This is a genomic window from Herpetosiphonaceae bacterium, from assembly GCA_036374795.1.
GTDB lineage: Bacteria > Chloroflexota > Chloroflexia > Chloroflexales > Kallotenuaceae > LB3-1.
In genome coordinates, this window is the sequence record DASUTC010000259.1 from 34,734 (window position 1) to 47,037 (window position 12,304).

The window sequence follows — 12,304 nt, forward strand, 5'->3', positions numbered from 1 at the left end:
TACGAACTAAGAACCAGGCACAGATTCTCCCCCTCTCCTATCACGGCGAAGGCGGAGGCCCGCCTGAGCGTGGGGCAGAGGGTGGCGCGGCAGCGACGGGGGTGAGGGCCGCAGCTTGAAACTCGAAACTTGAAACTTTGAACCGTGAGCCGGGTGAACAACTGATGCCGAAACAAACAGAGGACGACACAAAGAACAAAGAAACGTAACAAAGAACAACCGACTGACAAAGCCAGTCGTTTTGTTCTTTGCTCTTTGTTCTTTGTTCTACCATTACACATATGCTACGCTTTGCAATTCCTTCCAAAGGCTCGCTGTACGATGCAGCGACGCGCTTTCTTGAAAGCAGCGGCCTGAAAGTGTCGCGGCCCAACCCACGGCAGTACACGGCCCGTATCCGCAGCCTGCCCGATGCCGAGGTGCTGCTGCACCGTCCGGCGGACATTGTGCAGAAGGTTGCGGCGGGCGATGTCGACCTGGGCATCACCGGCCTCGATCTGGTGGCGGAGCTGGCGGGCGACGACCAGAACCTGCTGATCGCCGATGAGGACCTGGGCTTTGGCGGCGTCGATCTAGTGCTGGCGGTGCCCGAAGCCTGGGTCGATGTGCAATCCCGGCACGATCTGGCCGATCTGGCCGCGGAGTGGGCCGCTGAGGGTCGTCAGCTTCGCATCGCGACCAAGTATCCCAACCTGGTGCGCGCCTTCTGCTACCGCCAGGGCATCAACGTCTTCACGCTCGTCGACTCGCAGGGCGCGACCGAGGCGGCTCCCGCGCTGGGCTACGCCGATCTGATCGCCGACATCACCGAAACCGGCACGACGTTTCGCGAGAACCGGCTCAAGATCGTCGCGGGCACCACGATGCTGCGCTCGCAGGCGTGTCTGATCTGCGGGCGGCGGGCGCTGCGCCAGGATTCCCAGAAGCTCGCGACGGTCAAGACGATTCTGGAGCTGATCGAGGCGCGCAGACGGGCGCGCGGCTTTGCCCAGGTGATCGCCAACGTGCCCGGCGCGTCGGTGGCGGATGTGGGGCGGCGGATCGTGGCCGTGCCCGATCTGGCGGGGCTGCAAGGCCCGACGGTCGCGCCCGTCTTCGACAAGACGCGGCTGGACGCGGCGGCGGGCGACGGCGGCTCCGGCTGGTACAGCATCTCGATCGTGGTCCACAGCGACCGGACGCTGCCTGCGGTCGAGCATCTGCGCTCGCTGGGCAGCACCGGCATCGTCGTGCTGCCGCTGCACTATGTCTTCGGTGATCGCTCGGACAGCTTCAGCCGCCTGCTTGAGCAGTTCGACGCCGACTCGTGAGCGCTCGTGCCGGGGCTAGGCGCTGCGATCCGAACGCGCTAGCGCCGATGAGGACGATATACCTGTTGGATGCACAGCCCGATCGGTATGATCGAGCCTCTACGCCGCGAGGCGCGTCTGTTTTGTGGAAAGGTGCTGTCGATGTCGCTACCTGAGGTGCTCTTTGTCTTTGCCGCGCCCTATCTGCTGGCCTGGCTGACCGCGAATGCGATCCGGCGCGTGAATATGCTCCCGCCGACCGCCTCGCCCGCGACGATCGCGCGCAATCATCTGGGACGGCTCACGGTGCAGCAGCGGCGGGCGCTGCTGCTCTACAATCTGCCGGAGATCATCTTTGGCCTTGCCGCGATCCTCTTCGCGCTGGGCTGGCAGCCCGATGCCGGGCTGCAAGGCACTGCCCTGCGCTGGGGACTGGCCGGTATGGCGCTGGTGCGGCTGGGCCTGCTCTGGCCCGTCTGGCGCGATCTGGTTGGCGGCAAGGTATCCGCGCTGAGCGGGCCGCTGCGGAAGATCCAGTTTCGCTCGCGGCTGGCGCTGGCAACCGAGGACGGCCCGATCGTGGTGCTGCCCGTCGAGCGCGCGCTCTACGCCGGATACGACGCTGGACAGCCCGTGACGATCTTCTACACGCCGCACAGCAAGCGTGTGGTCGCGGTGCAGCCCCTGGCCGAGGATTCTGCTCGCGCCGCCAGCCCGGTCCACGCCACCGCGTAGGCCCTGGTGGTACACGCGCCGCACGATCCCGCTCCCACAGCCGAAGCGTGCCTGTAGCCTACTGGGGAGCGGGGTATTTTGCCGCCAATTTTTTGACCGTCGTTGCGCTGCGCATCGTCGCTGGCATGCCGATCGTCTTTTCGAGCAGCGCGCCGGAAAAGGCCGACTCGCTGAGCTTGGTGCGGCATAGCCAGTAGATTTCGCGCCCGTGGACGTGAAAGTCGTCGGTCGGCGAGCGAAGGGCCATCAGCTTTTGCCGCGCCTCTTTGGTGGGCGGCGCTGCCACGAACGAGATATAGAGCGAGCTGCCTTCCGCATCGGCCTTGGCGAACGGCTGATAGGCTGCAATCGCCGCCAGCTCGGCGGTCGTTCGCAGGAATGTCGCGACCTCGTAGCCCAGCGCTTGCTTGAGGTGACGCTCGATCTGCGCTTCGAGCGCGCGCGCGTCCGCGTTCGGCGATTCAAAGATCACATTGCCGCTTGCGATGAACGTCGCGACGTTAGCAAACGAAAGCTCCTCAAAGAGCGCGCGCAGGTCGGCCATCTTGACGGTATGACCGCCAACGTTAATCGCCCGCAGAAACGCGATATATTGCTGGGCTGCGCTCATCGGTCGGCTCCTCAGATGCGTACCAAAAGCATGCGCTATTCTAGCACAGATTTGCTAGAAGGCATCCGACACCTCTGCCGTGACTTGGTCAAGGGCAAAAAGCACTACCCTGACTTGACAGGCGTAGTCCGGGCATCGAGCAGTTGCATCAGTAGGCGAATCTGCTCCTGCTGCATCGCGACCAGCTCGGCCCATTGATGCTCACGTAGCTCGTCGAACTTTTCATGAAGGCTGGCGATTTCGAGCTCAGCCTTCAAATTCACCTCGTAGTCATGCGCTACGGTCAGCCGATCCTTTGCCGCCTGGCGATTCTGCGACATCATGATGATCGGTGCCTGGATCGCGGCGAGCATCGAGAGCACAAGATTGAGCAGAATGTATGGATACGGGTCAAAGGCTTCTGCGCGGCGTGCCAGGACTAATGAGTTGAGGATAATCCATGAGAAGAGGATCGCGGCAAACAGCATGATAAAGGTCCATGATCCGCCAAAGGTCGCCACCCGATCGGCCAGCCGTTGCCCAAATGTCAACCGCTCTTCAAAATCGCGGTTGGTATTCCGGCTGATATGGATGCCTTCGACATGCTGCCGAAGAATCTGCTGCTCACGCGCTGATAGCGCCTCGAAGCTGGTTCGCAGCCGTTTCTTTGCGACTTCTTGTAGGCTGTTCGTCATATCGTGCTCCTGTCATCTTGTGCCAAGCTCAGGGTTAGATTGAGTGTAGCCTCGTCCAGATCCGGTTTGTAAATTGTACAGCAGGAGGCTGCGCGGACCAACATGGAGCGAATCGCCTGGAATACCCTCGCGTGCGCTCAGGTCGCGCGCTACGCTTGCCGCTGCAACCTTTGATGAGCGGTCTTCGTCGATTCAGACGCGCTGAGCAACGTCACGAAACAGCGCGATCGTCGCCGATACCTGGCAACCGGCTTTACCGCACCGTCATCTGAGGAGCAAACCATGACGCGACAACGCATCGCATTCACGATCATGCTGGCCTATCTGTGGGTGATGATGATCCTGTTGGGCAGCATCGCCATCGAGACGTTTATGATCTATCCCAATATTTTCCACAACCCGCCGGAGTCGTTCGACATCGCGCTGAAGTTCATGTCGGTTCGCGCTCCAAACGACTTCTTTCCGCCGCTCGGTTTTCTTAGCTGGGTGACGGGCGCGGGGGCCTTGCTCCTGGGCTGGAATGTGCGCTCAGCACGGTATTGGATCTTGGGTAGCCTGCTGATGATCGTGTGTGAGGGACTGGTTTCGATGGCGTTTTTCTGGCCGCGCAACACGATCATGTTTATCGAGGGGCCAGCGGTCCATTCGGCGGCCTTTCTGCGGCAGACCGCTCAAGAGTTCCAGACGCTCCACTGGTCAAGGGTGGCGTTCAATCTGGCGAGTTCGGTATTCATCTTCACGGGCTTCTTGAAGTTCTACCGCCATAGGATCATCGCTCAGCACGCGCTGACGGCCCCACGCGGTACAATACAGGCAAGAGGAGCCTGATGAATCTGCGCGATGCAATCACGGTCAACAATCAGCCGCTCAGCGCGGCAGCGCCGGTCGGCGATTTCTACGAGTGGCAGCCGATCGAGATTGGCTGCGCGCCGCAGCCGGGCGTAGTGGCCGCGCGGCTGCGGATCGATGCTGCCGACCTGGGCTCGCCGACGACGACGCTGGGCGATACGACCTGGCGCTGGCGCTGGAATCCGCAGCACGCGGTCGGTCGCTTCGAGGCGACGCTTGAGCTGCGCCGCGCCGACGATACGACGACCGAGTCGTTCGAGCTGCGGATCGTGCCGCGCAAGCTCGACCTTGAGCGCTACGAGGCGCTGATCACGGCAGTGCAGCGCGATGCCTATGCGATCGTCTATGCGCTGAGCGGTGGTCGCGAGGGCGCGACGCTCCAACCTCCATCCGCTCCGCAGCGTCCGCTCGTCGAGGAGTACTACACGCTGGTCGAGCGGCATGTCGCGGACGCTTTGGCGCTGGTCAAACAGATCGGGCCGCGACCGCATCACACGTTGCAGCCGCAGCCGACCGAGACACAGTTGCCGGAGGTCGATCGGCTGGAGGCGGCGGCGCTGGCCGAGGCGCTGCGTGGCCCGCTGGACGATCTGCCCGACGATGTGCTGCCGCCGCTTCAGGCGGCGCTGCGTCCGCCTGAGCGCGTGCGCGGCGGTCCCGTGCCGCGCATGGTCCGTACCGCCCGCTCGACCGCGTCGCACGATGTGATCGAGCACCGGCTGCTGAAGCATGTGCTGCATGTGCTGCTCTGGCGCATGGGCTTTGTGCGCGAGATGGTGCGTCGCGAGCTGCTGCGCCGCCAGCGTAACGCGCAGGTGATCGACGAGGGCGGCGCGCTCGCTACGTTTGAGCGCTGGCACAAGCGCTGCGGACGAGCGCTGCGCGATCTGCGCAAGGCGCTTGAGTCGCCGTTCCTGGCGGGCGTTGCCGCGCTGCATGCGCTGCCCGGTCCCACGCACCTGATGCGCCACGACCCGCGCTACCGCCGCCTGTACGAGCTATACCGACACCTGCGCGCCGTGCCGTTCATCGCTCTGGACAGCCCGACGCTCTGGCTGCCGATCCAGGAGTTGCCGCTGCTCTACGAGCAGTGGTGCGCGCTGCAAGTCGTCAACGCGCTGCTGCCGATGGGCGAGATCCTTGTGCAATCGCTTGTGGCGCGCGCCCAGCAGGCGACCGATCCGATCCGCAGTAGTCGCTGGACCCTTCGCCTCAGCCAGAACACGCCGCTGCTGACCGTGCGGCGCGCGGATGGAGCCCGGCTGGCTGTCTGCTACCAGCGGCGCTACCAGCCCCAGCCGCCGTCGAGCGCGGTGCTCGGCGCGCTCGATCCGTTTGTGCGCATCCCCGATATTGCCGTGGAGCGCGCGCGCGCCGAGCAGCCGCAGGAGGTGCTGATCTTCGACGCCAAGTATCGTGTCGCGCCCGATGGCTGTGTGCCCCAGGACGCGCTCGACGATGCCTATGCCTACCGCAGCGCGATCGGCGTGGCAGGAGCGCGGGCGACACTCGGCACGTTTTTGCTCTTCCCCGGCACCGTGCCGCTCATCACCGCCGATCGGGTCGGCGCGCTGCCGTTTCAGCCCGGAGCTACTGCCGACCTCGCGCAGGTGTTGCAGCAAGCTTTCGGATAACTTCAAGTTTCGAGTTCCGAGTTTCGCTTTGCATGCCCTCACCCCCGGCCTGCTCTCCTGTTGGATAGGCGAGGGGGAGCAGTGCCTCGCGGTGCTTGGTGCTTGCTGCTTGGTTCTTTGTTCCGCTGTTCTTGTGTTCCCACACCCTGGCGTGTCGGCGTAGGAGCAGGCTTGACTCGCGTCGTAGAATAGGGCGCATCGATGCAGAAGCGATACCTCATCCGTTCCAACCAGAGGAGAGCTGCGATGCCCTGCCTACTTGGACTTCTGGCGCTGGCGACACCACGTTTGGTAATCGTACTCTTATGGCTGTTCAGCGATTGGTTCACCGGAATCTTCGAATCGGCGCTATGGCCGGTGCTGGGCTTCTTCTTTCTGCCCACCACGCTGCTCTGGTACACCGCCGTTCAGCATTGGTTCGGTGGCGCGTGGACCTTCTGGCCGATCGTCGGCCTCGTGATCGCTCTGATGATCGATGTGTCGCCTGCCGGAAGCCGACGGAAGGCCGAGGCGTAGACGCGCGACGAAGATGCAACGGTGCTGAGGCGAAAGGATCGTGCGTACTATGGCGCGACGACAACAGTCTCGAGGGTCGTGTGTCTTTTGCGGGAAATCGATGACGCGCGGTGGTCTTGCCAGGCACCTGGCAACCTGCTCCGAGCGCCAGGCGGCGATCCAGCGCGCCGATCAGGGCAAGGGAGCCGAAGATCCCTGGTACCATCTCCAGATTCAAGACGCAGGCTATGGCGATTATTGGCTGCATATCGAGATTCGCGGCTCAGCATCGCTCGCCGTGCTCGATCAGTATTTGCGCGCGATCTGGTTGGAGTGCTGCGGACATCTCAGTCAATTCTCGGTTGGCGGATGGAGCGGGCAGGAGATTGCAAAAAACCGCAAAATTGCGCAGGTCTTCCAGCCAGGCGTGACGGTGACGCATATCTATGATTTTGGCACGTCCTCAGAAACCTTGATCAAGCTGGTCGGCACTCGTACCGGCAAGGCGCTGACAAGACACCCGATTGTGCTGCTGGCGCGCAACGATCCGTTCCAGGCGCAGTGTATCGAGTGCGAACAGCCTGCGATCTGGCTGTGCATCCAGTGCCTCTACGAGGACGAAGCGGGCGGAGTGCTCTGTGATCGTCATGCCGAGGAGCATCCGCACACCGACTACGGAGAGCCGATGCCGCTGGTCAACTCGCCGCGAGTTGGCATGTGTGGCTATGGGGGACCGGCAGAGCCGCCCTACTGAGGATGCGCCGCGCTGAGTTTTGGCGATCGGTCGAAAGTCCAATTGAAACACGACCGATCCATGCTATGCTCGCCTCTACGATAGCAACTCAAGGAGCCACATCACGATGGTCAACCTGCGCGACATGATGCTGAGCACGCCCCTTAACGCTGTTCGCGTTCGGGAGCTGCGCGGCATCACGCCCTCTGCCGAGGTGTCGCCGGGCTAGGCTGGTGCTCCATGCGATACGTTGGCCGTGGGCGAAGACTTCGTCCACGGCTTTTTGATTCTATCCTCTCTGTAAGCCGCTGGCACGCGAATCTGACGCGCTCATCTGACTGTTGCCGATGTGGCCGCCGACCATCCGGGGTCGGCGAGCGCAACGGAGGAAGTATGTCGAAGAAGAAGCAGAAACCAGCGCAGCCCTGACGCGGCGGAGCGCCACATCGTCCGCCCAAACAGCCCTTTGGCAACCGTCCGATCATGTCGCGTCGTCCGCTGCGCCAGCCTGGACGGTAGCGCAGACCAGTCCCGACGCAACGTGTCCTGGGTATGATGAACCTTCATCTGCCCAGGACGCATGCCGTCCACCTCTACTGTCTCCCCCTGGTCCTGAGCAGGTTCCAAAGTGTATACTGGATACGTTCTCGATCCAGGCAGCGCGTGCCGGGTCGAGGCGATCGGGCATTGAAGCAGCATGGGAAGTCTGCTATAGTTCGCGGAATATGGAAAAATATCTGAATGACATGCTAACATTGCCCGCCGATGCCGTTCCTCCGGCGCTCGACGAATGGCTGTCTGCTCACGAGTCCGTCGCGCTGCTGGTATCGCTCGAACGCCTGCCCGATGGACGGCTTGTGCTGCAAGCGCTGCCCGATGTCGATCCGACGCTGGTGGCGCAGATCCGGCGCGTGCTGGCGCAGCACGCCGATGTGCTGCGCAGGCTGACATGAGCGACGACGTGCTGCCGCTCCAATCGCTGAAGCTGACCGAGATCTTTCTGATCCACGAATTGCTGATCGAGACATTCGGCGGCATGCGCGGTGTCACCGAGCACGGCTTTGGTAAGCTGGAAGCCGCCGTAGCCGCGCCCGATGTGTCGATGTTCGGCGAGGATTTGTACGTGGGCCTGCCCGCAAAGGCGACCGCGCTCTTTTTTCGCCTGGTCCGCGCGCATGGCTTCTCGGACGGTAACAAGCGCGTCGCACTCGTGGCACTGATCGTGTATCTGGAACGGAACGGCATGAGGCTTCATGCCGATGACGATGCTGTGTATGATTTCACGATGGCGGCGGCAACCGATGCGACGCAGGAGCAGGTCGCGGCGTGGATCGAAGCGCGGTGTGTAGCGTATGCCGATTGAGTATCTGTCACAATTCGACGTGCTGCAAATTCGTACCAGGCTGGCCGCGCAGGTGCGTACCTCGTTCGACGAGTGGAATCTGCACGGCCTCCAGTCGGCGCTGGCCGCTCCCCGACAGTCGATGTTTGGCATAGAGCTGCAGCCGACGCTGTGGGATAAGGCGGCGATCCTCTTGTCGCTGCTGATCAAAAACCATCCGTTTCACGACGGCAACAAGCGCATCGCCTTTATCGCGGCGCAGGAGTTTCTGCGCCGCAACGGCTGGGACCTGACCGTGAGCATGCCTGAGGCGGCGGCGTTTACGACGGGCATCGCCGCCGGACGGGTGGACGTGCCTGAAATCGTGAGCTGGCTGCAAGCGAATGCAGAAGCGAGAACAGAGCACAAAGACGCCGGGTGCCCTTTGGGCATGGGCACCCGCATGGCACCCGGAACCAAGAACAGGGGATAAATTCAACCGTACTCTCTGTTCCCTGGTTCCCGTGTTCCGCTGTTCTAAACGCTTACTCCATAGATCTCACCGAACTTGGCGCGCAGGTAGTTCAGATAGGGCTTGGCGTCGAGCGAGCCGCCGGTTGCCTTCTGGATCAGCGTGTTGGGCTTGAACTTCCGCCCGTGGCGGTGGATGTTCTGCCGCAGCCAGCCGAGCAGCGTCGCATACTCGTTGCGCGCGATCTCTTCGGGGATCGACGGATGCGCTCCCAGCGCGCTCTCCCACAACTGCACCGACAGCACGTTGCCGAGCGTGTAGGTCGGGAAGTAGCCGATCAGGCCGCTGCTCCAATGCATATCTTGCAGCACGCCCTGCGCGTCGTCGGGCGGCGTGATGCCAAGCAGCGATTCCATGCGGCTCTGCCACTCTTCGGCCAGATCGCCGACCTGCATCTTACCCTCAAGGACCGCCGTCTCAAGCTCGAAGCGCAGCATGATATGCAGATTGTAGGTCAGCTCGTCGGCCTCGACGCGGATGAACGAGGGCTGGACGTTGTTGATCGCGCGGTAGAACACATCGAAATCGACCTGGCCGAACTGGGCCGGGAAGAGTTCCTGAAGCCGCCCATAATTTGCCTGCCAGAATGGTCGGCTGCGGCCTACGAGGTTCTCCCACAGCCGCGACTGTGACTCATGCACGCCCAGCGACGCGCCGCCGCTCAGGGGCGTGCGATTCAGCGCCGGATCAACGCCCTGCTCATACATCGCGTGGCCGGCCTCGTGCATCGTGCCAAACAGCGCGGGATTCAAGAAATCGGGGTAGAAGCGCGTTGTGATGCGCACATCGCCCTGATCGAAGTTGGTGTAGAACGGATGGACCGTGCGATCCTGCCGCCCACGGCTCCAGTCGTAGCCGAACGCGCGCGTGATCTCGACGCCGAACTGCTCCTGCCTGGCTTCGTCGAACTCCTGATGGAGGATGCTGTCGTCGATCTGCGTGCTGCTCGCCATGATCGCCTTGAGCAGCGGCACCGTGCCCGCCTTCAGCTCATCGAAGACCACGCGCACCTGGGCGGTGCTCATGCCGGGCTCGTACTGATCGAGCAGCGCATCGTAGGGGTGCTCGTCGTAGCCCAGGTAATCGGCCTCGCGTTTGGCAAAATCAAACATTTTCTCAAGATACGGCTGGAAGCGCGTAAAATCCGATTTGCGCCGGGCCTCTTCCCACGCCTGGTTTGCCAGCGAGGCCGCCTGGGCGCGCGCCCGCACGAACTCCGAGGGCAGCTTGCGATCCTGCTCGTACTCGCGGCGCACATAGCGCACCAGACAGGCGTCGTCGCTCTCGTCCTGCTCGTCGGCGGCCAGCGGCGCAGCTTCGTCCAGCAGCCGCCCGATCTCGTCGGCGGTGAAGTACTCATGCGCCAGCCGCCGCAGCGTCGCCACCTGATGCGCGCGGGCTGCCGCGCCGCCGGACGGCATGTAGGTGCGCTGATCCCAGCTTAGCACGCTTGCCGCGCGATTCAGATCCGTTACGGTCGCCAGACGTTCTTTCAGCGTTTGGAGTGCCTCAGACATAGTTCCTCCTGATACAAGCTTGATCACGTCTCGGATGCCGGGCCGCGTCCCACGCCCAGTCCAAGAAACAGCATGCTGCCGAGCAGCCGGAGCGCCGCCGCTACCAGCAGCATCGTGCCGATCCCGACATAGTTTGCCAGCGCCGCGCCGATCAGCGGAGCGCCAAAGGTTGCCAGGTAATTCGTCGTATGATAGAGTCCAACTGCTGTGCCGCGCGATGCCTCCGGCGCAGTACCCATCAGCACATCGAAAATTACAAGATCGGAGCCGGCCACGAATATCCCGGCGACTCCGGCATAGATCAGCAGCGGCCATACACTGCCGGTCGCCGCCGTCAGCAGCGGGTAGAGCGCCAGCCCGAACGCGCACAGAGTCAGCACGTTGCCTGCGCCCCAGCGCCGCGCGATGTAGATCCATAGGCCGTAGGCTACGAGCAGCACGCCGCTCTGCACGGTGTTGATCAGCCCGATCGACGAGTCCGACGCCTGGACGACGCGCACCCAGTAGAGCGGAAAGAGCGGGATTGCCATCGCCATGCCGCAGCGAAAGACGAACTGGCTGACGACAAAATGCGTGAATGGGCGCTGCTCTTTGAAGAGCCGAAACATCCGCGCAAAGGATGTGCGCCACGGCACCTGCTCCGGCGGCGGGGGCGGCTCGCTGGCAGGCAGCACGATATTGGTCGAGAAATAATAGCTGATTAGTCCGCCGACGAACGAGCAGATAAAGACGACCTGATAGTTGAGCGGAAAGCGGATCTGCTCCAGCGCCCAGCCGACGGCGGCGACCGAGAGCGCGTTGCTGATGCCCAGCGTCGTCCAGCGGCGGCTCATCAGCGCCATGCGCCTGGTCGGCCCGGCCACGCCGCTCATGACCAGCGTGAAGCAGATATTGACCAGCGTCTGCGGGATCGTCGCAATCGCCCAGATCACGATGATCGCGATCGGCGCGGCATCGCCAAACAGAAACGGCGTGATGCCGGTCAGCGCATACGACGACAGCACCCAGATGCGCGAGCGCGCGTACCACGTGACGATGTTGGTCTGCCGTCCAAGAAACTGGCCGAGCGGAATCGCCAGGAGCGCGCCGGTGACGGCTGGCATGGCGGTGAGCAGGCCGACGAGAATATTCGATGCGCCCAGCCGCGCGAGGAAGACGGACAGAAACGTCGCAACGCCCGCGACCAGTCCCACGCCCAGCCCGTCGATCATGACATAGCGCGCGTTGCGCTCGTACAGCGAAAGCGCACTCGGAGGCGTGCTGATGGTTTGAACAACGCCACGCACGCGGTGACGTAGCTGGGTTCGTTGCATATCTACCTATTGCGCCGACAGGCCGGGGGTGGGGCGAAGAACAAAGAACAAAGGAACAAAACGAACAACTGCTTTACTCCTTGTTCGCTTGGTTCCATGCTCCCCCGATCGCTGCGGGGTGCGCTATTTTCCGAACATGCGCCGTGATTCCGCACGATGATCGCATTGTACCGCGATTTCACAATATCGCCAATGAAGCATATGCCCGAAGCGTGATACGCAGCTTCGCGCGCTGAGCCGCGCGGCGACGATCGGCGCAGCCCGGCGTGTGTCGGCGCGGCACTATGACCACAGGTGTATGCACAGCTAGGTTACTCGGCTAACATAACATAAGCTGGGAGATTGATAGCTTTTTGCTAGCAAAAATGGTGCTATTAACGGCATCATAGAGCTATCCAACGATTGATCCGCCCGCCGCTCGGTCCTACGCAATCCTGCTTCAAGGAGGCAACGATGCCCCGCAACACCGTCTGGTTGATTCTCCTCTGGACCCTGTTCGTGCTGTACCCCAATCCGACTCGGCTCGTCATGGCAAGCGTGTACGCAGCGCAGCCCGTGATCGATCCTGAGGCCGTCCGCCATCTCCTGCCGACGCTGCCCGA

The 12,304-nt window shown here is 62.6% G+C and carries 13 protein-coding genes; 9 read left to right on the forward strand and 4 right to left on the reverse strand.

Translation table 11 applies throughout. The annotated features are described in order from the left end of the window. Positions 1-281: 281 nt before the first annotated feature. Positions 282-1,310 (forward strand): ATP phosphoribosyltransferase, encoded by a 1,029-nt coding sequence (hisG, locus tag VFZ66_19280; GenBank protein ID HEX6291335.1) that lies wholly within the window; start codon positions 282-284, stop codon positions 1,308-1,310. 141 nt (positions 1,311-1,451) lie between these two features. Beyond that, a complete protein-coding gene (locus VFZ66_19285) occupies positions 1,452-2,024 on the forward strand; it encodes a hypothetical protein (protein HEX6291336.1) in 573 nt (190 codons plus the stop codon). Between the two features lie 58 nt (positions 2,025-2,082). On the opposite strand, the gene VFZ66_19290 is transcribed toward VFZ66_19285, so the two are convergent. Continuing rightward, positions 2,083-2,634, reverse strand: a complete 552-nt coding sequence (locus VFZ66_19290) for a DUF1697 domain-containing protein (GenBank protein ID HEX6291337.1) — start codon at positions 2,632-2,634, stop codon at positions 2,083-2,085. A gap of 104 nt (positions 2,635-2,738) precedes the next feature. Beyond that, entirely contained in the window at positions 2,739-3,308 is a 570-nt protein-coding gene (locus VFZ66_19295; GenBank protein ID HEX6291338.1) for a DUF1003 domain-containing protein, read from the reverse strand. A 282-nt stretch (positions 3,309-3,590) separates the two neighbouring features. Between VFZ66_19295 and VFZ66_19300 the strand changes: the two genes are divergently transcribed. From VFZ66_19300 to VFZ66_19330, 7 genes are all read left to right on the forward strand, one after another. Further along, positions 3,591-4,136, forward strand: a complete 546-nt coding sequence (locus tag VFZ66_19300) for a DUF1772 domain-containing protein (GenBank protein ID HEX6291339.1) — start codon at positions 3,591-3,593, stop codon at positions 4,134-4,136. After that, complete coding sequence (locus VFZ66_19305) at positions 4,136-5,791, forward strand: DUF2357 domain-containing protein (GenBank protein HEX6291340.1); 1,656 nt, start codon at positions 4,136-4,138, stop codon at positions 5,789-5,791. Before VFZ66_19300 ends, VFZ66_19305 begins: the two co-directional genes overlap by 1 nt. Before the next feature lie 246 nt (positions 5,792-6,037). Continuing rightward, positions 6,038-6,307, forward strand: a complete 270-nt coding sequence (locus VFZ66_19310) for a hypothetical protein (protein ID HEX6291341.1) — start codon at positions 6,038-6,040, stop codon at positions 6,305-6,307. Between the two features lie 100 nt (positions 6,308-6,407). Further along, the gene (locus tag VFZ66_19315) at positions 6,408-7,040 is read left to right on the forward strand and encodes a hypothetical protein (protein HEX6291342.1); all 633 of its coding nucleotides are present in this window, start codon (positions 6,408-6,410) and stop codon (positions 7,038-7,040) included. A 725-nt stretch (positions 7,041-7,765) separates the two neighbouring features. Further along, entirely contained in the window at positions 7,766-7,972 is a 207-nt protein-coding gene (locus VFZ66_19320) for a hypothetical protein (GenBank protein HEX6291343.1), read from the forward strand. Further along, positions 7,969-8,382 (forward strand): type II toxin-antitoxin system death-on-curing family toxin, encoded by a 414-nt coding sequence (locus VFZ66_19325; GenBank protein HEX6291344.1) that lies wholly within the window; start codon positions 7,969-7,971, stop codon positions 8,380-8,382. The genes VFZ66_19320 and VFZ66_19325 overlap by 4 nt, the downstream gene beginning before the upstream one ends. Further along, on the forward strand, positions 8,372-8,833 hold the full coding sequence (locus VFZ66_19330; GenBank protein HEX6291345.1) for a type II toxin-antitoxin system death-on-curing family toxin: 462 nt from the start codon (positions 8,372-8,374) through the stop codon (positions 8,831-8,833). The genes VFZ66_19325 and VFZ66_19330 overlap by 11 nt, the downstream gene beginning before the upstream one ends. Before the next feature lie 44 nt (positions 8,834-8,877). On the opposite strand, the gene VFZ66_19335 is transcribed toward VFZ66_19330, so the two are convergent. Together VFZ66_19335 and VFZ66_19340 are read right to left on the reverse strand one after the other, a co-directional pair. Then, positions 8,878-10,389: a carboxypeptidase M32 gene (locus tag VFZ66_19335; protein HEX6291346.1), complete on the reverse strand. Its 1,512-nt coding sequence runs from the start codon at positions 10,387-10,389 to the stop codon at positions 8,878-8,880. Between the two features lie 23 nt (positions 10,390-10,412). Continuing rightward, the gene (locus VFZ66_19340; GenBank protein ID HEX6291347.1) at positions 10,413-11,702 is read right to left on the reverse strand and encodes an MFS transporter; all 1,290 of its coding nucleotides are present in this window, start codon (positions 11,700-11,702) and stop codon (positions 10,413-10,415) included. Positions 11,703-12,304: the final 602 nt, after the last annotated feature.

Bases quoted from the DNA above. Each gene is read 5' to 3' on its own strand.
- VFZ66_19290 (HEX6291337.1), bottom strand. From the start codon at position 2,634: ATGAGCGCAGCCCAGCAATATATCGCGTTTCTGCGGGCGATTAACGTT.
- VFZ66_19335 (HEX6291346.1), bottom strand. From the start codon at position 10,389: ATGTCTGAGGCACTCCAAACGCTGAAAGAACGTCTGGCGACCGTAACG.
- VFZ66_19330 (HEX6291345.1), top strand. From the start codon at position 8,372: ATGCCGATTGAGTATCTGTCACAATTCGACGTGCTGCAAATTCGTACC.
- VFZ66_19285 (HEX6291336.1), top strand. From the start codon at position 1,452: ATGTCGCTACCTGAGGTGCTCTTTGTCTTTGCCGCGCCCTATCTGCTG.
- VFZ66_19315 (HEX6291342.1), top strand. From the start codon at position 6,408: ATGACGCGCGGTGGTCTTGCCAGGCACCTGGCAACCTGCTCCGAGCGC.
- VFZ66_19310 (HEX6291341.1), top strand. From the start codon at position 6,038: ATGCCCTGCCTACTTGGACTTCTGGCGCTGGCGACACCACGTTTGGTA.
- VFZ66_19300 (HEX6291339.1), top strand. From the start codon at position 3,591: ATGACGCGACAACGCATCGCATTCACGATCATGCTGGCCTATCTGTGG.
- VFZ66_19295 (HEX6291338.1), bottom strand. From the start codon at position 3,308: ATGACGAACAGCCTACAAGAAGTCGCAAAGAAACGGCTGCGAACCAGC.
- VFZ66_19305 (HEX6291340.1), top strand. From the start codon at position 4,136: ATGAATCTGCGCGATGCAATCACGGTCAACAATCAGCCGCTCAGCGCG.
- hisG (HEX6291335.1), top strand. From the start codon at position 282: ATGCTACGCTTTGCAATTCCTTCCAAAGGCTCGCTGTACGATGCAGCG.
- VFZ66_19325 (HEX6291344.1), top strand. From the start codon at position 7,969: ATGAGCGACGACGTGCTGCCGCTCCAATCGCTGAAGCTGACCGAGATC.
- VFZ66_19340 (HEX6291347.1), bottom strand. From the start codon at position 11,702: ATGCAACGAACCCAGCTACGTCACCGCGTGCGTGGCGTTGTTCAAACC.
- VFZ66_19320 (HEX6291343.1), top strand. From the start codon at position 7,766: ATGCTAACATTGCCCGCCGATGCCGTTCCTCCGGCGCTCGACGAATGG.